The 20,287-nt window shown below is 50.1% G+C and carries 11 protein-coding genes; 6 read left to right on the top strand and 5 right to left on the bottom strand.

The window, feature by feature from the left end:
• Positions 1-158 precede the first annotated feature (158 nt).
• The 5 genes from ltrA to CIL02_RS08150 form a co-directional block, all read right to left on the bottom strand.
• The gene (gene ltrA / locus CIL02_RS08170; protein ID WP_094400737.1) at positions 159-1,598 is read right to left on the bottom strand and encodes a group II intron reverse transcriptase/maturase; all 1,440 of its coding nucleotides are present in this window, start codon (positions 1,596-1,598) and stop codon (positions 159-161) included.
• A 508-nt stretch (positions 1,599-2,106) separates the two neighbouring features.
• A complete protein-coding gene (locus tag CIL02_RS08165; RefSeq protein ID WP_240513586.1) occupies positions 2,107-3,552 on the bottom strand; it encodes a DUF5115 domain-containing protein in 1,446 nt (481 codons plus the stop codon).
• 120 nt (positions 3,553-3,672) lie between these two features.
• Complete coding sequence (locus CIL02_RS08160; protein ID WP_094400733.1) at positions 3,673-4,824, bottom strand: SusF/SusE family outer membrane protein; 1,152 nt, start codon at positions 4,822-4,824, stop codon at positions 3,673-3,675.
• A 91-nt stretch (positions 4,825-4,915) separates the two neighbouring features.
• Positions 4,916-6,568: a RagB/SusD family nutrient uptake outer membrane protein gene (locus tag CIL02_RS08155; protein ID WP_094400731.1), complete on the bottom strand. Its 1,653-nt coding sequence runs from the start codon at positions 6,566-6,568 to the stop codon at positions 4,916-4,918.
• 19 nt (positions 6,569-6,587) lie between these two features.
• Positions 6,588-9,632: a TonB-dependent receptor gene (locus CIL02_RS08150; protein WP_094400729.1), complete on the bottom strand. Its 3,045-nt coding sequence runs from the start codon at positions 9,630-9,632 to the stop codon at positions 6,588-6,590.
• A 384-nt stretch (positions 9,633-10,016) separates the two neighbouring features.
• Here CIL02_RS08150 and CIL02_RS08145 point away from each other — a divergent pair, with 384 nt between their 5' ends.
• From CIL02_RS08145 to pulA, 6 genes are all read left to right on the top strand, one after another.
• On the top strand, positions 10,017-11,042 hold the full coding sequence (locus tag CIL02_RS08145) for a LacI family DNA-binding transcriptional regulator (protein WP_094400727.1): 1,026 nt from the start codon (positions 10,017-10,019) through the stop codon (positions 11,040-11,042).
• Positions 11,043-11,169: 127 nt separating this feature from the next.
• Positions 11,170-12,483, top strand: coding sequence for an MFS transporter (locus CIL02_RS08140; RefSeq protein ID WP_094400725.1), 1,314 nt, complete (start codon positions 11,170-11,172; stop codon positions 12,481-12,483).
• Entirely contained in the window at positions 12,480-13,055 is a 576-nt protein-coding gene (locus CIL02_RS08135; RefSeq protein WP_094400723.1) for a phosphatase PAP2 family protein, read from the top strand. Before CIL02_RS08140 ends, CIL02_RS08135 begins: the two co-directional genes overlap by 4 nt.
• 106 nt (positions 13,056-13,161) lie before the next feature.
• Complete coding sequence (locus CIL02_RS08130; RefSeq protein WP_094400721.1) at positions 13,162-15,894, top strand: 4-alpha-glucanotransferase; 2,733 nt, start codon at positions 13,162-13,164, stop codon at positions 15,892-15,894.
• A gap of 70 nt (positions 15,895-15,964) precedes the next feature.
• Positions 15,965-18,115 carry a glycoside hydrolase family 97 protein gene (locus tag CIL02_RS08125; RefSeq protein WP_094400759.1) on the top strand — a complete coding sequence of 717 codons (2,151 nt, stop codon included), beginning with the start codon at positions 15,965-15,967 and terminating at the stop codon, positions 18,113-18,115.
• 293 nt (positions 18,116-18,408) lie between these two features.
• Positions 18,409-20,283, top strand: coding sequence for a type I pullulanase (gene pulA / locus CIL02_RS08120; protein ID WP_094400719.1), 1,875 nt, complete (start codon positions 18,409-18,411; stop codon positions 20,281-20,283).
• Positions 20,284-20,287: the final 4 nt, after the last annotated feature.

The raw sequence follows: 20,287 nt of genomic DNA, 5'->3' as shown, positions 1-20,287 counted from the left end.
TTTCGTTTTATTTGTTTCAACCAAAAGCAATATAATATTTAATGCGAACATTTACAAATCTAACCAGCACTATTATATATGGAAACAACAAGAAGTTCGCATAAAATGGAAATTCGCATAACACACCACCGTACATGCGGTTCCGCATACGGCGGTTCCTATTTTGGATTCCATTCGAGATGCGAATCAAGCAGACAAGGAAAGCCTGCCTTTCGAAGATTGGCTGTAGAGGCTGCCATCTGCATTATTGGCGAGCCACTCACTCTCCAATACCCCCTGCAATATCCCCATTTGCGGGCATTGTATTCGTTTATCCCGCATTTGATAAGATTCCTGATTCGGGTTCTCGGGAGTTTCCAAGCCTTCCATATACACATGCGTATCCGTCGCCTTAACCACTCGTCGGTTTCAAGGCAGAGACGTTTCATGTTCGCAAGGTGGTAGTACCCTACCCAACCACCTATGTACTCTTTCAGTTTCTGCTTCCTCTTCTCATATCCCCACCCGTTGCTCCGACTTGTCAACTCTTTAAGAGCCGATTTCATCTTTGCCTTGGACTTGGGATGTACAGTGAGTTGGCATCTACCTTTGTGTATGTAAAAGGAATAGCCGAGATACTTCACACCTCTTATATACGAAACAACCGCCTTTTCCTTGTTCACCTTGAGGAAGAGCTTCCCCTCTATGAACTGGGTTATGGACGATTTCACACGCTCCGCAGCCCGCTTGGACTTGCAGAATATCATCGAGTCATCGGCATAGCGGACAAAAGGGAGACCTCTACGTGTGAGTTCCTTGCCCAACTCATTAAGCATGATATTGCTCAAGAGTGGACTTAACGGTTCTCCTTGGGGAGTGCCTTCCTCACTTGCCTCGAACATACCTTTGTTCATCACACCACTGCGGAGATATTTGTGGATAAGGCTTATCACCCTACCGTCCTTTATCGTGCGGTTGAGGATTTCTATGAGTTTACTGTGGCTCACCGTGTCGAAGAAACGCTCCAAGTCGAGGTCAACCACATAAATGTAGCCATCATCGATTATTTTCTGAGCACCTCTTAGGGCATCATGGCAGCCTCTTCTCGGACGGAAGCCGTAGCTTCTTGGAGAGAATTGACGCTCATAGAGGGGAGTTAGGGTCTGGTTGATGGCTTGTTGAACCAGACGGTCTATGACCGTGGGAATGCCCAACAGGCGCATCTTGCCATTGTCTTTGGGTATCTCTACCCTTTTTACTGGGTTCGGACGGTATGAACCGTCAAGCAGGGAACGGATTAGGGCATCCTTGTTAGCCAGGAGCCAAGGGAGCATTTGCTCACATGACATCTTGTCGATACCGCTACAGCCCCTGTTACGCCGCACTGCCTTGTAGGCTTTGAGTAGGTTATCAGGACTGATGATGCGCTCCAATAGGTGTTCCTTGTCGAATGGTACTTCCACGATGTTCTTGCTCTGGCAAGCGTCTCCTAACGTCGCCGAGCGGTCTTCCGTCATCCACATGAAGGTCTGCACTCCCACATATCCTTCGGATTCCGTCCTATCTTTCTGTGGGCAGCCCTTGACTTCTGCCAATGTTTTCTGCATTCTTTCCTTCATAAGGTACGTTTCAATTACTATCGTTTAATTTATAGGTTCTGCCCTTCATGGAGCGTTATCGAGAACTCCACTACTATGGCATCTGCTGACTTCTCACAGCAAGCTTTACTCCATGACTTTCGTAAAGGCAACTAATCGCCATGTCCGTGAGACCTCCTCGGATAAGGGCTTATTCTTTCCATCTTATACCCACTTCATTTACACCAACCATTCCGAATAGCTATAGGACTTTGATTTGTTCGGCAATCTCATCCATGGTCAAATGCCTTATATGAAGTTTCTGTACGTTAGGTCAGATGTTTGCCGCCAGCTTCTTTCAGATTCCACCTCGCAGTGGCCACCCTTGCTATTGGCTATACAATTCCCGCTATTAGGGCTTGTTAGGGACTTGCACCCATTAGAATAAACTCATGCCGAGCATACCGAAAAAAAGCGGCTCTCGCATTCCGAGAGCCGCCTTTTAATTATGAACACACACGACATATGTGTTTATATATTTGGCAAAGTGTTATTTTACTTCAACAAAGGCATAAGCACCTGTGATATCATTGAAATAGATGTTGTATGTACCTGCAGGAACAGAAATATTGCCACTGCCACCAGAAGTGATAAGAGTTCCCTTATTCTCATAGTTCTGACCTTCAGCAAAACCCCAGTTACCATCATCGCGCCACTTGTGATCAGCACGAATCTTCAAACCACCAGCAGGAATCTCTTGCTTGGCAAGATACCAATTGTGAGGAGCCACTTGCTTCAAGTCGATGTCATCACCATCACTCCACTTACCACCTACACCAATTAAGCCGACATACTCAAACTCAGTAGGATTCTGGTTAGCAAGTTTAGTCCACTTGTAAGTCATGGTTGAGAAATCTGCTGTAAATGTATAGTAAGCATTCTTCTCTGGACAAACGATAGCACCACCGTTGGCCTTCAACTTACCCTCAGCAGCACTTACGCCGTCACCAGCAGCAGAACCAAAGGCATTATCCCACTTACCAAAGTCACTGCCGAGCCAAATCTTCAAGTTTGCATCACCTGTCCACTTCGTAGTAAAGTTCTGAACCATAGCAGTTTCAGCAGTCATCAAGCAAGACATGTTTTGGTCGCTCCAGCTTTGCAAAGCACCTACAAGATAGTATTCTGGTGCGATTTGTTTGATGGAATAAGTGTAGTCCATCATGTTGATTGTCATTTGATAGGTACCAGCCTTTGCAATCTTACCAGCGTTAGCCTTTTCACCCTTTGAAGTAGTAGTGAGAAGTGTACCGCTCATTGCGTCGTCACCATCTTTTTCTACACCAACAACACCCTTAGGATTGTTTTCTACTGCCCAAATATTACCTGCATCTACATTACCCTGAGGAATAATCTTCCAGTATTGGTTATCGTCTGTTGTAGTAAACATAATGGTAAATACTGGATCCTCATAAACGTCTGCGTCTGAGTGAGTGAATTTGAATTTGGTGTCCAAACTCCAATCTGTCATTTGTCCAACCAGATAGTAGTTAGAGTCAATGAATGGAGCCTTTGGAGTCACTACGAGGTTAATCTTGCCTGCATCGATGAGAACAGCCTGACCATCCTTTACTGCGTCAACCAATACCTTGCAGTTGAATGTGCGCTGAACAGGCCGACGACCGAATGTCTCTACTGTAAGAGCTTCAAGAACAGATGCGTCCACGGTACCGTCATTTGCAAGGTCAATTTCTGTTTCCGTTGCACCCTCCACGCCTTCGGGAGTTGCTAAGAGGCGAATATTTTGCAGAGAAAAGCCTTCGGGAAGAGCTTCGCCAGTGAGATTTACAATCTTCACGTTAGCAGGAGCCTGTGCCATGTCAATGACTGCTCCCTCTGCTGCTGATGCGGTATAGCCAGGAATTGTTACAGCCTCTTCTTCTGGATATGACTGAGGGGAAGCCCAATCGTCAAAGTCTTCATCGCAGGATGCCATGAGGACTCCAGCAAGAGCAAATGCTAAATATTTTGAGATTTTCATATTGTCGGTTTTTATATAATTATGGTTTCTGTTTTTCCAGTGGGAGTTGGCTCCCACTGGAAGGAAAAGTATTTATTATTTTATTTCACCCGTCTCGGTGCCGAAGTTGATGTAGAGCTTCTGACCGATGGAACCTGAAACACGCTCCTGGTCGCCGCCTGTACCACGGTAGAGGAGTTTCTTATCAAATACCATGAACTCTGTATGCCACCACTCGTGACCCGGAACCTTCACATATGCACGTACACCCTGGGCAGCAGCAGGAACACCGAGGAATGCCGGAGATACGAAATCACCGTCGGCAGTCGCAGGAACAGTGAACATAGCACCCGGATACAGCTCGCCCCAGTTGGCGTCGCCGATACATGGTCCCATGAGCCATACCTCAGGCTTGTTGAACTGTACCTCGTAAGTGATGTTGCGTCCCTGAACGCCACAGGTTACAACCATGAGGTACCATCCTGGCTTGCTGGAAGCGATATTGCCGCCACCATCTACAATCTCGGATGCGAGGTCGCCGGCAACAGTAATGCCAGCAAAGCCAATTTCGCCACCATCCCAAGAGCGTTCCTGGTTGAACTTGATACCCTGGTCGCTGATGTATACCATATGCCAGAACATGTTGTCTGTTCCATAGACAGGAACCATGGAGAGGCTCTTGCCCCAATCCCATCCGCAGAAATCGCCTACGAGATAAAGATTTGAAGGAATGTTTACTGGAGGCAACGAGAACAGCAGATGCACTCTGTTCAGCTTAACGATGTTCTGAGAAACAATCTCCGTTCCCTCAATGGGTGTTCCGTTTACGGTAGTCATGACGGCACGGACACGAAGGTAAACAGGGATGTCCATTGGGAAGTCGGCCTCGGTCTTGCCCTGCTCTACGGCGCATGTGGTAAGGGTACTTGCGAGCAGTGCGGCGTTGACCTCAAGCTTTGCACCCTTGAAAGTCTGCTCCACCTCTTTATAGTTGGCCATATTCTCGTCAAGAGACACCTGTACGGTATACTGAGTGTTGGCAGGGAAACCGTAGTCGGGCTGAGAGCAAGTCAGTTCAATGATATCAGATTTTGCCAGGTCCAGATATTGGTCGGCAAGTGCTGGCGTATTGACATGGAACGTTGTGGGGGAGACAATAGTCGGGTTGTCGTCCCTATCGTCAGAGCATGAAGCAAAGACTACCAAGCCCAATGCCATCAGCAACGTTGATTTCAATATATTTTTCATATTGCGTTACGATTAATAGTTTTGTTGTTGGGAGGCACTGCCCATTGCCCTTTCGGGATAGGCAAGCCGCCCGTATGATAGAAGAATTGAATTAATAGCCAGGGTTCTGCTGGAGATTGCTGTTGGCGTTCAGCTCACTGACAGGAATTGGGAAGATGTTGAGGTGAGAGTCGAAATTCTTTCCTGCCAGATCATTGCCCTTCCATGACCAGTTGTAGTTGTTTAAGCCACCAAAACGTCCAAAGCGGATGAGCGTGGTACGGCGGAGTCCCTCGAAGTAGAACTCTCGTGCCCACTCGTCACAGATATCGTTGAGCGAATAGGAGTCAGACTCAGCACGTGTTGATGCGTTTGCACGCAAGCGGATGTCGTTGATGGCCTTGGTACCAACGGATGAAGTCTTGTTGCCGTTAAGGCGTGCGTCAGCCTCTGCAAGGATGAGGTAAGCCTCTGCCAAGCGCATGAAGAAGCAGTCGGCATCAGCAAATGACGGGTTATAGGCAGAGCTGCCATCGGTCTTGAAGTTTATGAACTTGCACACACCATATCCATTCTTGAAATCAGAAATCTTTGTGTTCTCAAGAGTGACAGGCGAGTTCTCGTCATCGGAATATCCCCAAAAGATAGCACGCTCGTCACCAGCATATGCAGGCATGTCATAAGACGGAACCTGTGGTACGTTGCCTGTAGGGAAGAACTTCAGTACGAGCTCCTTGCGGGCACGGTTGCCGGCCCATGCAGCAGACACGCAACCATTGATGCCTGCAGGATCGAATGGGCTGGCGTGCATCTTGTCGTTGAACGTAGAAGCTATGAGGAACAGAGTGTTGCCATAACTGCGAATGGTCTTGGAGTCCTGGAGTATTGGGAAGATAGCCTCCTTGGCGGCAGCTGTCTCACCATTATCGCCCATGAACAGCATCTGGTATGCGCTCCAGCCGTTTAAGCCCCTTGTGTTGAGCTCATAGCCAGAACCGATAACCTTATTGGCATATTCCTTAGCCTTTTCCCACTGGGCTGTGCCTGAATATACCTCGGCATTGAGATACAGGCGTGCAAGGAGCAACCATGCTGCAGCCTTGTCCACACGTCCATAATCAGCATCGGCCGATGTCTTTGCCTTTGGCTCAGACATGTTGGGTTCTACATTGTTGGTAAGCTCGTTTACGAGCCACTCGTACATCTCGGCCCTTGTATAGCGTACAGGCTTTGAGAGCGACTCAGAGAACGGCACGTTTCCGAAGGCGTCCATAAGTAGAGAATAGTGCATTGCGCGCAGGAAGCGTACCTCAGCTGTCTTTGTCGCGTCAGCATCACCAGCAACGGCAAGATACTGGTTGCATGCCGAGATGCCCAAGGTCAGGCGTGCGAAGTAGGCCTTCATCATCTGGTTGGAGTCGTCGTAGGTGTTTACCACAAGCTGGTCAAGACCATTGTCACCCCATCCGCAGATAGCCTCGTCGGTGGTAAGCTCGTTGGCATTCCACATGAGGCGGTAGAGGTTGGTCATACCCTCATCGCTATATCCCTTAACATCGGAGCCGGCATCACCATTGTCACCGTAACCCTCACCTGCCATTGCAAATACAGCATAGCACTTGTTGAACAAGCCGTCGTTGCTGTATTCGGTATCTATCTTTGGGCTTATTGGCTCAGAATCGAGGTCGCCGGTACATGATGTCGTACCTGCCAGGAGAAGAGACAATGCGGCAGGAGCCCAAGTTTTCATATTGAATGTTTTCATATCAATTCCTTGTTATTGATTAAAAATTGAGATTCAGACCAAAGATGAATGAGAACGGACGTGGATAGAGGTTGTTGTCGATACCGCTACCTACTTCGGGGTCTATTCCATCATACTTGGTGATAGTGAATACGTTGGAGGCTGTTGCATATACACGTCCGCTGAAGCCTTTGACGAAAAGGTTGTTGAAGCTGTAGCCGAGAGTGATGTTGTCGCACTTCAGGAACGATGCGTTCTGTACGAACAGGTCGGTAAGCTTGGAGGTGTTATGGTCAGACTGCCAGAAGAGAGAAGTAAGAGGGCGGTTGGGCAGGTATGTGCTCTGTGCCCATATAGCGTTCTCTGATGTCAGTCGCTTTGCCTGGTCGAAGTTGTTGTACACGTAGTTGCCTATGCTTGCACGGAGAGTGAAGCCAAAGTCCCAGTTCTTGTATTCCAGGCGTGATGAAAGGCCCATTGTGACAGGAGCTGCTATGTTCTTGTAGAGATAGCGGTCACCTTCCGTGATTTCGCCGTCACCATTGCGGTCAACAACACATCCCTCGATAGGTCTGCCGTTCTGGTCGTAAACCTGCTGGTAAACATAGAATGAGTTGGCAGCATAGCCTACCTGGTGTGCGAGCACCTTGTTGCTCTGGTCGATATTGTCGCCTGTGAGCACTGGCAGTCCACCCTCGGAGACACCTGTCAGGTCGGTAATCTCGTTCTTGTTGTATGTGAAGTTGTAGTCAAGAGACCAGAACCAGTCCTTAGTCTGCACAACCTTCCATCCGAGAGCAACCTCGACACCGGTGTTCTTAAGCGAGCCGATGTTCTGCAAGCCCATATCAGCAAAACCTGAGAGTGCTGCGACGGGAGCGTTGTTGATAAGGTCCTTGGTCTTGCGGTAGTACCAGTCAACACTTGCTGTTACGCGCTGGTCGAAAGCACCGAAATCAAGTCCTACGTTGTATGTAGTGGTTGTTTCCCACTTGAGGTCTTTGTTGAAATACTTAGGTGTGTACAGTTTTCCGTCACCTGCCATAGGATAGTATCCGTAAGGTCCACCCACTCTGTACTGGGCAATCCAAAGATAGTTGTCGATACCCTCCTGCTGACCTGTAACACCATAGCCGAGGCGCAGCTTAAGGTCTGACAACCAGTTGAGATCGCGTAAAGGCTTTTCTTCCTTAATCTTGTATGCGAATGCGAATGAAGGGAATGTTCCCCAATGTTCCTGGAAGCGGGATGAGCCATCACGGCGAACGGTAGCTGTAAGATAATAACGGTTCATCAAGATGTAGTTGGCACGGCCGAAGAACGAGACGAGGAAGTTCTCGTACTTGTCGAAGTCGGGCTGGTCGTTGAACACCTTGCCAGCATTCTCACCAGCAGTAGCAGGATAATACTGCATCCAGCTGTTGTTGTATCTGAAGAAGAAGTGCTGGTACTCGTAACCTGCCATCACGTCGAGGTGATGGTTCTTGTTGATATCCTTATAATATTGTGCGTATGCGGTGAGCAGCTCGTTGCGTTTAAGGTTCTTGTTATTAGAGCTACCACCATAATACATATTGGCGGGGTCGAACTGGTAGCAAGTGTTCTTGTCCTTGCCCTCAGCCACCTCAAGACCGAGGGTGGCGTGGAGACGCAAGTCCTCGAAGCCATGCACCTTGTAGTCTATGTCAGCACTACCGATGAAAGAACGTGTGGTCTGCTTGTTGTCGCTGCCATAAAGTACTGCCAACGGGTTCTTGGTAGCATCTTTATGTTTTGTGAAAGCCCACTGTGCATCACCAAGGCCAGATGCGGGTGTAAGCCACTCGAAGTAACCGCCAAAGTTCTTCAAGGTCTGTTCCATATTGTCGCCAATGAGCGCGATATGATATGGAGAGGTGAACGAATATGGGTCTTGAGTCGGGTCCATGTCGACGGCAGCACCAATAGCTTGGGTATTGGCTTTTTGGTTCTCTGAGTACATACCCTTGGCATTGAGGTTCAATGTCAGATGGTTGTCAAGCAAAGAGGGATTAAGGTTTACAGATGCTGTGTAACGGTCGTACTTGGAGGTCTTCAGAATACCCTGCTGGCCGGTATAGCCTACCGAAACACGGTATGGGAGCACGTCCTTTACAGAACCGGCAACCGTAAGGTTGTGGTCGTGGCTTACAGCAGTGCGGTAAATGAGGTCCTGCCAATCGGTGTTGGCTGTACCCAGAGCCTTGTACGGGTCGGAGTTCTCGCCGAAGATACCCTTGACGAAAGCACGGTATTCGTTGCCGTCCATCATGTCATGAGTCTTCTTCTTCGAGCTTACGGTGAGGCTACCAGAATAAGATACTGTGGGTTTCTGTCCTGCACGGCCTTTCTTGGTAGTGATGATGATGACACCGTTGGAGCCGCGGCTACCATAGATGGCTGTTGCCGAAGCGTCCTTGAGCACGTTGAACGACTCAATGTCCTGTGGGTTGATAGTAGAAAGAAGGTTCGCGCTGCCGTTCACCTTGTTGTTGTCCATAGGAACACCGTCAATAACCACCAACGGGTCGTTGGAGGCGTTGAGTGACGAGCCGCCACGGATGCGGATTTGAGTGCCTGCACCTGGCTCACCGCTATCACCAGTGACGTTCACACCAGCTATCTTACCCTGCATAAGGTCTTGTGCGTTTACGACAACACCCTTGTTCTTGGAGTCTGGCTTCAGAGCGGTTACCGAACCGGTAAGGTCGCTTTTCTTGGCAACACCATAACCGATAACCACAACCTCCTTGAGCGACTGGTTGTCTTCCTGGAGAGTGATTACCATGTTGTTGGAAACTGAGACCTTGGCCTGCTCATAACCGACATAGGACACCGTAACGGTGGCACCCTTGTCAGCCTTGATAGAGAAGTTACCGTCGATGTCGGTAACGGCACCGCCGCTTTGTCCGTTGACACGGATGGCAGCACCGATAATCGGCTCACCGGCAGAATCCTTCACATGTCCTTTGACAATCACTTGCTGGGCAAATGCTGTCGCAGAAAGGGCCAGTCCGCACACGAGCGTGAGAGCCCTTCGAGGCATTGTAATTTGTACCTGCTTCATTTTCTTAAGTTTTTAGTTATAACAATTTGTTGTTTGAAAATATTTCGGTTTAATCCACTATTTCATCAGTAGCTGATTATTCACACATTGAAGTATGTTGACACACAATCAGAGATAACTTATATAACTGTTCACGTTGCAAAATTAAATTTATTTATTTTACCACATACTTTTTTTTATGTAAAAACGTTATTTCTTTTGTGCAATCGTTTGCACAACAAATAATTCAAAATTTTTCAGCCAGCCATTCACGCAGGCTTTGTTTTATTTAATTTTGCATCTGTCAAATACACCTTTATATATAAATGTGGCAAATCTGCATATTTCTCCTCCAGGAAGAAGGGGAATAGCACAAGAATCCTATCAACGATTGTCTAATCGCCTATGAACGAACAGTCACCTATAACAATGAAAGATATTGCCACCGACCTTGGAGTATCGGTGGCGACGGTATCGCGTGCACTGAAAGACAGCCCCCGCATAAGCGTCGAGCAGCGGGAACGCATCAAGGAGTATGCGAGACAGCACAACTATTACCCCAACTTCATTGCCGAGAGCCTGCGCAACAGCAAGAAACGGCCACTGAAGACCATCGGTGTCATCATTCCAAACCTACCCCACTACTATTTCGCCTCGGTGCTGAGTGGCATAGAAGAGGAGGCATCGCTGAGGGGGTACACGGTGATGGTGGCGCAGAGCAACGAGAGGTATGCCAGGGAAGTGAAGATTTGCGAGTCATTCTACGACCACAAGGTGAGCGGGGTTATAGTGTCGCAGGCTAAGGACACACAGCGCTACGACCATTTCCAGAAGCTCATCGGACACGGCATCCCACTGGTATTCTACGACAGGATATCTACAGGAGTGAATGCCAGCCGAGTGGTGGTGGATGACTATATGGGTGCTTTCACGGCCGTTAACCACCTCATTGACACTGGCTGCCGGCGTATAGCCTTCTACGGCTCGCCCATGGGAATGGAGATTAGCAAGAACAGATATAACGGCTACAAGGATGCCTTGCTAAAGAGGGGACTGAAGCCCGACGACAGGTTTTTCCGCATCTGCGACAACCGCGCAGATGCAGAAATCATTACTCCCGACCTTCTGGCCTCGGAGGAAATACCAGATGCCTTCTTTGCAGTAAATGACGACACTGCCATAGGAATACTGTATTCTGCCAAGCGAATGGGCTACCGCGTACCCGAGGACATATCCGTGTGCGGATTTACAAATGGCGAAAGAGCCATATCATGCGACCCTATGCTGACTACTGTGGAACAACGGGGAAAGGTTGTGGGCGAGGAAGCGGCCAACATAGTGATTGGCCACATAGAAGGGTCGTTGCCCATGTCGCAGGTGGAGAAGCGCGTCGTAAGGACAAGACTCATCATTAGGGGAACTACCAGATGACAACGTAATTAGTAAAGGGAGATAAATGAAGATAAAGGGAGATAAAAGGAGATAAAGGAAGATAAAGGAAGATAAAGGAAGATAAATGACAAAACTTGAACATAATAACAAAAAAAATAATACATCTATGAAACAGAAACCTGACATGAATTTTTGGGGGCTATGGAACCTGAGCTTCGGCTTCTTCGGAGTACAGATTGCCTACGCCCTGCAGAGTGCGAACATCTCGCGCATCTTTGCCACACTTGGCGCCGACCCTCACGACCTGTCCTACTTCTGGATATTGCCACCGCTGATGGGCATCCTCGTACAGCCCATTGTCGGAACCCTGTCAGACAAGACATGGTGCCGCTTTGGCCGACGCATTCCCTATCTGTTTGTAGGAGCAGCCCTTGCTGTTGTTGTCATGTGCCTGCTTCCCAATGCTGGCTCATTTGGTTTGACAGTCAGCGCAGCCATGGTGTTTGGACTGGCAGCACTCATGTTTCTTGATACCAGCATCAATATGGCAATGCAACCGTTCAAGATGCTCGTAGGCGACATGGTCAATGAGAAGCAGAAGGCCAAGGCGTATTCCATACAGAGCTTCCTGTGCAATGCCGGCAGCGTGGCTGGCTTTGTATTCCCCTTCCTCTTCACATGGATAGGAGTAAGCAATATCGCAGAGAAAGGCGTAGTGCCCGATTCGGTTATATGGTCGTTCTATATAGGAGCCGCCATACTCATCCTGTGCGTGATATACACAGTAGCAAAGGTACGCGAGTGGAACCCCGAGGAGTACAACAGCTACAACGGCACCGACAGCAAGGATGCCGAGGAGGATAATGCGGGATGGATTACATTGCTGCGCAAGGCTCCTTCCACATTCTGGAAGGTAGGCGTGGTACAGTTCTTCTGCTGGGCTGGTTTCCTGTATATGTGGAACTACACCACAGGAGCAATAGCAGAGACTGTATGGAATACCACCGACCCCTCGTCGGCCGACTTCCAGACAGCAGGCAACTGGGTAGGAATACTGTTTGCCGTACAGGCTATCGGCAGCGTGGTATGGGCTATATGCCTCACGCAGTTCAGCAACACCAAGGTGGCATATGCCCTAAGCCTCGTGCTCGGAGGAATAGGCTTTGCGCTCATCCCGTTCATCCACGACCAATACCTGCAGTTCGTCCCCTTCCTGCTCATAGGCTGCGGCTGGGCTGCCATGCTTGCCATGCCGTTCACGTTCGTCACAAACGCCTTGCAGGGATACGGTCACATGGGGGCATACCTTGGACTATTCAATGGTACCATCTGCGTGCCGCAAATCATTGCCGCACTTTGCGGCGGCCTGCTGCTTAAGCTCGTAGGCTCACACCAGAGCAACATGATGATTGTAGCAGGAGTATTCCTGGTGATTGGTGCAGTATGTGTGGCCGGTATAAAGGAGAGCAGCAGGAAATGAGCATACGCAGACTACTGACAACGGCATTACTTGTCCTGACCTTTACAAACGCTGCCTTCGGGCAAGACAAGGAGTATCATGGCGACGGCATAGACGACGCCATGCGCTTCGTGCCCGTTGCCTCCGCATTTGTTCTGAAAGCTGCTGGCATTGACGGCACATCATCATGGGAAAGGCTCGTCATCAACTCTGCCGCATCGGTGGCTATCAGCTCTGGCGTGACATGGGGACTGAAAAATTGCGTGGACAGGCGGAGACCTGACGGTACGGACAACAACTCCTTCCCGTCTGGGCATACCACAGTGGCCTTTGCCGGTGCGACGGTTCTTTGCAAGGAATACTGGCACTCACACAAGTGGATATGTGTTGCGGGCTATGGCGTGGCTGCCCTCACGGCAGCCGACCGTGTGCGCCGCAACCGGCACCATTGGGACGATGTGGCAGCAGGAGCCGCCATTGGCATAGGAGGAACCATGCTGGGCTACTTCCTTGGCGACCTGATAACTGGAAACAGGGCAAAATACGATGTCGCCATAGGACCGGAGGGCATGACAGTAAGAGTTGGTTTATAGTATTATGCAAACGTTTGCACAACTTTTTCCTTTCAGAAATAACAATCTCTTCCATATTAATTAATGTAATTTACTACCTTTGAAGGCGATAAACAATTACCTGACTATGAACTTAAATTTCAACATTGAATACCATACCAGATTCGGCGAAGAATTGGTATTGAACCTAATCCATACAGACCAGAAAGGGAACCAGAAAGCCTCGCAGTTCAGAATGGGGACCAAAGATGGGCTCCATTGGTCATACCAGATGAATATGCCGGACAAGCAGTCGGGCACCATAATAGACTATTACTATAGCGTGGACTGCTCGGGAACAGAGAAAGCCCACGAGTGGACAACCTTCCCACACCGCCTCGAGCTGAACGCAAGGAAGGCGCATAACTATCATATCTATGACCACTGGACGGAAATGCCAGAGGACTCTTACCTGTACAGCTCGGCCTTCACCGACTGTCTGAACCGCCGCATCATCTCTGTCCCCGTAGCCTCTGACATGCCCAAGACCATCAGACTGTCCGTGAAGGCTCCGCAGCTGAGGGCTAACCACAGGCTGGTGATAACGGGTGCTGACGACGTGCTCGGAGCATGGCATGTGGACAAGGGCATGCGAATGACGGAGCACGTAAACAATGAATGGACTGTGGACATCAATGCCGACTCGCTGAGCAGCAACGAGATGGAGTTCAAGTTTGCTGCCATTGATATCAACAACGGAAATGCAGCCACATGGGAAACGGGCGACAACAGGACCATTGACCTTGTGCACCTTGCCGATGGCGACATATCTGTCTACAGCCTCGACCAGGCATTCTTCCCGTTCCACAACATCAAGATAGCAGGTACGCTTGTTCCCGTATTCTCGCTACGCTCAAAGACGAGCTTCGGCGTTGGCGACTTCGGTGACCTGAAAAAGATGATAGACCTCGTGGCACAGACCGGACAACGGCTGCTGCAGGTATTGCCTATCAACGACACTACCATCACCCACACATGGACGGACAGCTACCCATACAGCTGTATCTCCATCTTCGCCATCCATCCCCAATATGCCGACCTAAACCAGTTGCCGCCCTTGGCAGACAAGACATTGCAAAAAAAATTCGACCAGCTTAGGAAAGAGCTCAACGCACTGCCGAAGATTGACTACGAGAGGGTGAACAACGCAAAGGTGGAATACCTTCGCGAGATCTACGCCCAAGAGGGCAAGCGCATGATGGGTACCAACGAGTACAGGGCTTTCTTCAAGGACTCTGAGGCATGGCTCGTACCATACGCCCACTACTGCGTGCTCCGCGATAAGAACGGCACTGCCGACTTCAGCAAATGGGAGGGCAACACCACATGGAACGAGGCCGACCGCGACAAGCTCACCAACACCAGGACAGCGCTATACAAGGAAGCTGCATTCCATTACTTCGTACAATTCGTGCTAAGCCAGCAGATGAAGTCCGCGCACGACTACGCACGCTCCAAGCACGTAATACTGAAGGGAGACATACCTATAGGCGTCAACAGATACGGATGCGACGTCTGGATGGAGCCAAAATACTTCAATCTTAACGGGCAGGCTGGTGCCCCACCCGATGACTTCTCAGCAAACGGACAGAACTGGGGCTTCCCGACATACAACTGGGACGAGATGCTAAAAGATGACTGCGCATGGTGGGTAAGGAGATTCCAGAATATGTCGAAGTATTTCGATGCATACCGCATAGATCACGTGCTGGGATTCTTCCGCATCTGGGAGATTCCTGCCGATGCTGTTCATGGTCTGCTCGGACAGTTTGCCCCGTCTCTCGGCATGTCGCGCGAGGAGATAGAGGCTTACGGACTGCCATTCCACGAAGACCATTTCACAAGACCGTTCATCTCTGACTGGATAGTGGACAGGATATTCCACGAGAAAGCCGAGGACGTGAAGAGGCTGTATCTCAACCACAGCCATGACGACATATACGTCATGAAGCCCGAGTTCGATACCCAGAAGAAGATAGAAGCCGTCTTCGCCGCCGAGCGTCAGCAGCTGGAGGCAATGAACTCTGACAAGAAAGTACTTGCTGACCACGACAGCCTGCGCGACGGACTATACTCGCTGGTGAGCAACGTTCTCTTCCTGCGCGACCGCAAGGATTCCAACAAGTTCCATCCACGCATCTCGGCACAACAGGACTTCACCTATGAGGCTCTGTACGATTGCGACAAAGCCGTCTTCAACCGTCTGTACGATGACTATTTCTATCACCGCAACAACCAGTTCTGGTATCGTGAGGCTATGAAGAAGCTGCCTAAGCTCGTGCAGGCGACACGCATGCTCGTATGCGCGGAGGATTTGGGTATGGTTCCCGACTGCGTGCCATGGGTAATGAATGAGTTGCGCATACTATCGCTCGAATTGCAGTCTATGCCAAAAGACCCGTCCGTGCGTTTCGGACACCTGTCACGCAACCCATACCGCTCGGTATGCACCATCTCCTCGCACGACACCCCGACACTACGCCAATGGTGGGACGAGAACACCGAGCGCACGCAATGCTACTACAACACCATGCTCTTCCTGGGAGGAGCGGCTCCTCATCCACTGCCAGGCAAGCTGGCACAGGAAATAATCGGACGGCATCTGGCATCACCATCCATGGTATGCGTACTGAGCATACAGGACTGGATGGCTATGGACGAGGACGTAAGGCTCGCTGACCAGAACGCGGAGAGAATCAATATTCCTGCCAATCCGAAACATTACTGGCGATACCGCATGCACAAAAACATTGAAGACTTGTCGGCAAACAGAAAATTCTGCGACATGGTAAGAAACTCCATAATTGATAACGGACGTTGATAAAACAAAAAACATCATGAAGTACCAAAGAGTATTGTCCCCTAACACCCACGTTAGCAAGAAGGACAGCATGAAAATAATGGCATTGGGAATTGCCATGCTCCTGTGCCCACTGGCAGTAGCCGCCCAGACCGTCAGCTCACCCAACGGCAACGTGAAAGTGACATTCGCACTCACAGACAACGGCGTGCCCACCTACGAGATGTCGTACAAAGACAAAGCCGTGGTAAAACGAAGCCGGCTCGGACTGGAACTGGCAAAAGACAAGCATGCCTCAAAAGGCAAAAACGAAACCGACCTTATGGACGGCTTCAAGGTGACATCTACCAACTCATCGTCGTTCGACGAGACATGGACTCCCGTGTGGGGCGAATGGTCGCAGATACGCAACAACTACAACGAGCTGGAGGTGAACCTCAACCAGCCTGCCGCCGACCGCAACATCATCATACGCTTCCGTGTATACAACGAGGGAATGGGACTGCGATATGAGTTCCCACAACAGAAGTCGCTCAACTATTTCCTTATCAAGGAGGAGCATACGCAGTTTGCCATGACGGGCGACCATACGGCATGGTGGCTACCGGGCGATTACGACACACAGGAGCAGGAGACACAGGAGACGAAGCTGTCGGAGATACGCGGACGCTTCAAGCAGGCTGTCAACTGGGACAACTCCTCGGTCTCTGTGTTCTCGGAGACTGGCGTGCAGACAGCTCTGCAGATGAAGACTGCCGACGGGCTGTATATCAATATCCACGAGGCTGCCTGCGAGGACTATGCCACTATGCACCTTAACCTCGATGACAAGAACTTTGTGTTCGAGTCGTGGCTCACTCCTGATGCCACAGGACTGAAAGGATGCATGCAGACACCGTGTCACACACCGTGGCGTACGGTAAAGGTGAGCGACGACGCACGCGAGATGCTCTCCACATCGCTCACTCTAAACCTCAACGAGCCATGCAAGATAGAGGACACGTCATGGATACACCCAACCAAATACTGCGGCGTGTGGTGGGAGATGATTGTTGGCAAGAGCACATGGGAATACACCAGCGGACTGCCATCGGTAAAACTCGGTGAGACTGACTATACCAAGCTAAAGCCCAACGGACGGCATGGCGCCAACACTGCACATGTGAAGGAATACATAGACTTCGCCGCTGCCAACGGACTCGACCAAGTTCTGGTAGAGGGATGGAACATAGGATGGGAAGACTGGGCAAATATGTGGAAGCGCGATGTCTTCGACTTCGTAACTCCCTACCCAGACTTCGACATCAAGTACCTCAACGACTATGCCCACTCGAAAGGCGTGAAGCTGATGATGCACCACGAGACATCGTCGAGCACGCAGAACTACGAGCGTCATCTCGGCGAGGCTCTCGACCTAATGAACAAATATGGCTACGATGCCGTCAAGACGGGGTATGTAGGCGACATCATACCTCGTGGCGACTTCCATTATTCGCAGTCAATGAACAACCATTACATGTATGTCATAAAGGAAGCAGCCAAGCATCATGTCATGGTAAACGGACATGAGGCAGTGCGTCCAACCGGTCTGTGCCGCACATATCCTAACCTCGTAGGCAACGAAAGTGCACGTGGTACAGAGTATGAGGCTTTCGGCGGAAGCCGTCCCGACCACACCGTGATACTCCCCTTCACCCGCCTGCAGGGTGGTCCAATGGACTACACTCCCGGTATTCTGGAAACACAGCTGAGCACGTGGAGCGACAATCCAAACTATGTGCATACCACTCTTGTCGGCCAGCTGGCCCTTTACCTGACAATGTACTCTCCGCTACAGATGGCCGCCGACCTGCCCGAGAACTACAGGAAATATGACGATGCCTTCCAGTTCATACGTGACGTGCCTTGTGACTGGAGCGACTCCCGCTATCTGGAGGCAGAACCTGCCCGCTACGTGACTGTGGCGCGTAAGGACAAAAAGTCTGACAACTGGTTTGTTGGCGGAAAGTGCAACGAAGACGGACACCTCACCATACTTAACTTAGACTTCCTCGACAAGGGACGCAAGTATGAGGCCACCATATATGCCGATGCAAAGGATGCCGACTACGAGAAGAACCCCAAGGCATACACCATCACCAAGAAGACCGTTAAGCAGGGACAGAAGCTCAAGATACAGCAGGCACCAGGCGGTGGCTTTGCAATTTCAATAAAAAGCCTCACACCTAACCCCTCAAAATAATAATAAAAAAAAGCCTCACCCCCAACCCCTCTCCAAGAGAGAGGGGAGTGAAATGTTGAGGTGGGATAATTATGTAGTATCATATAAATAGCACATAATCATATATATAGCACATAATCATATAAACAGCACATAATCATATAACAGCACATAATCACATAAACAGCACATAATCACATAAATGACCTATAATGAAATTATCGAAAATATTCAAAGGAAAAAACATTCTTGCTCCCCTCTCTCTTGGAGAGGGGCTGGGGGTGAGGCTTTTATTCTTCCTACTTCCTTGTAACATGTCTGCGCAAACCACATTCAACGAGATGACCTACACCAAGGATGTCTCTTCGTTCAAGCTCAATGCACCGTCAAAGGCAAAGAGCGTCAAGGTGAACATATATAAAGAAGGTATTGGCGGCTCTGTGGTGAAGACAGTAAAAATGAAACGCACAGGCACCGACCAGTGGACTGCCGACATTCCAGGTGACCTCAAGGGACTGTACTACACCTTCCAGGTGCAGACAGGGAAGAAAGCCATGCAGGAAACTCCCGGTGTCTTTGCAAAGGCTGTTGCCGTGAATGGAAGAAGGGCAGCCATTGTCGACATGGGAGAGACAAACCCCGAGGGATGGGACAACGACAGACGGCCATTGACAAAATCGCCTGTAGACCTCGTCATCTATGAGATGCACCACCGTGACTTCTCTATCAGCCCGACGTCAGGACTGAAGAACAAGGGCAAGTTCCTTGCCCTCACCGAGCCCAAGGCAGTCTACTATCTGAAGAACCTCGGCGTGAATGCTGTACATCTTCTCCCTTCGTTCGACTATGCCTCCGTCGATGAGTCGAAGCCTGATGTACCGCAGTACAACTGGGGTTACGACCCATTGAACTACAACGTGCCCGAAGGTTCGTATTCCACCGACGCCACATGCCCCGTGGCGCGCATCAGGGAGTTCAAGCAGATGGTGCAGGCCCTACACAAGGCAGGCATCCGCGTCATTCTTGATGTTGTCTACAACCATACCTTCAATATCGAGGAGAGCAACTTCAACCTTACTTATCCGGGATATTACTTCCGTACCACAGCCGACGGCAAGATTTCCGACGGCTCCGGCTGCGGCAACGAGACAGCGAGCGAGAAGCCTCTCATGCGCCAGTTCATGATAGAGTCGGTGCTCTATTGGGCAAAGGAATACCATATCGATGGCTTCCGCTTCGACCTGATGGGCATACACGACATAGAGACCATGAACCTCATACGCAAGGCTCTCGACGAGGTAGACCCTAATATATATATGTATGGTGAGGGATGGAGCGCCGGCACTTGCGCTTATCCGGTAGAGAAGCTCGCCATGAAGGCCAACACACGTCAGCTCGACCGCATAGGCGCATTCTGCGATGACATGCGCGACGCTATACGTGGACCGTTCAACGATGACCATAAGGCAGCCTTCCTGGGTGCCATACCAGGCAATGAGGAGAGCATCCGCTTCGGCATTGCCGGGTGCATAGACCATCCGCAGATAGACATCTCTAAGGTCAACTACTCCAAGGCTCCGTGGGCAAACTCGCCCGCACAGATGATATCCTATATATCATGCCACGACGACATGTGTGTTGTCGACCGTCTTAAGGCAAGCATCCCGGGCATCACGACAGATGAGCTTATCCGCCTCGACCTTCTCGGCCAGACTATGGTCTTCACCTCCCAGGGTGTACCATTCATCTATGCCGGCGAGGAAGTGCTGCGCGACAAGAAGGGTGTACACAACAGCTTCAAGTCGCCCGACTACATCAACGCCATAGACTGGACCAACAAGGACCGTTACCCGCAGGTCTTCGACTATTACCGCGGACTTATGGAGCTGCGCCGTAATCACCCAGCCTTCCGTATGGCAGATGCCTCCATGGTGCGGCAGCATCTGGAGTTCATCCCGACATCCGACTGCACCATCTGCTTCCGCCTGAAGGACAATGCCAATGGCGACTCATGGCAAGATATTATAGTAATACTTAATGCGAGCAAAAAAGCCCAAAAGGTTACCATACCCGAAGGATGCTGGACCTCTGTTTGCGAGGGCGGCATCATCAACCTCGCAGGTATTGCCGAGTATAAGGGAAAAGAGATAAACGTTGCTCCGCAAGAAGCCATCATTATCCATAGATGAAAAA

It is taken from the genome of Prevotella sp. P3-122, assembly GCF_002251365.1.
In the GTDB taxonomy this organism is placed as follows: domain Bacteria; phylum Bacteroidota; class Bacteroidia; order Bacteroidales; family Bacteroidaceae; genus Prevotella.
This window is presented reverse-complemented; position numbering and strand designations above follow the sequence as displayed.

Bases quoted from the DNA above. Each gene is read 5' to 3' on its own strand.
- ltrA (WP_094400737.1), bottom strand. From the start codon at position 1,598: ATGAAGGAAAGAATGCAGAAAACATTGGCAGAAGTCAAGGGCTGCCCA.
- CIL02_RS08140 (WP_094400725.1), top strand. From the start codon at position 11,170: ATGAAACAGAAACCTGACATGAATTTTTGGGGGCTATGGAACCTGAGC.
- CIL02_RS08165 (WP_240513586.1), bottom strand. From the start codon at position 3,552: ATGGCATCCTGCGATGAAGACTTTGACGATTGGGCTTCCCCTCAGTCA.
- CIL02_RS08155 (WP_094400731.1), bottom strand. From the start codon at position 6,568: ATGAAAACATTCAATATGAAAACTTGGGCTCCTGCCGCATTGTCTCTT.
- CIL02_RS08145 (WP_094400727.1), top strand. From the start codon at position 10,017: ATGAACGAACAGTCACCTATAACAATGAAAGATATTGCCACCGACCTT.
- CIL02_RS08130 (WP_094400721.1), top strand. From the start codon at position 13,162: ATGAACTTAAATTTCAACATTGAATACCATACCAGATTCGGCGAAGAA.
- CIL02_RS08160 (WP_094400733.1), bottom strand. From the start codon at position 4,824: ATGAAAAATATATTGAAATCAACGTTGCTGATGGCATTGGGCTTGGTA.
- CIL02_RS08125 (WP_094400759.1), top strand. From the start codon at position 15,965: ATGAAAATAATGGCATTGGGAATTGCCATGCTCCTGTGCCCACTGGCA.
- CIL02_RS08135 (WP_094400723.1), top strand. From the start codon at position 12,480: ATGAGCATACGCAGACTACTGACAACGGCATTACTTGTCCTGACCTTT.
- pulA (WP_094400719.1), top strand. From the start codon at position 18,409: ATGTCTGCGCAAACCACATTCAACGAGATGACCTACACCAAGGATGTC.
- CIL02_RS08150 (WP_094400729.1), bottom strand. From the start codon at position 9,632: ATGAAGCAGGTACAAATTACAATGCCTCGAAGGGCTCTCACGCTCGTG.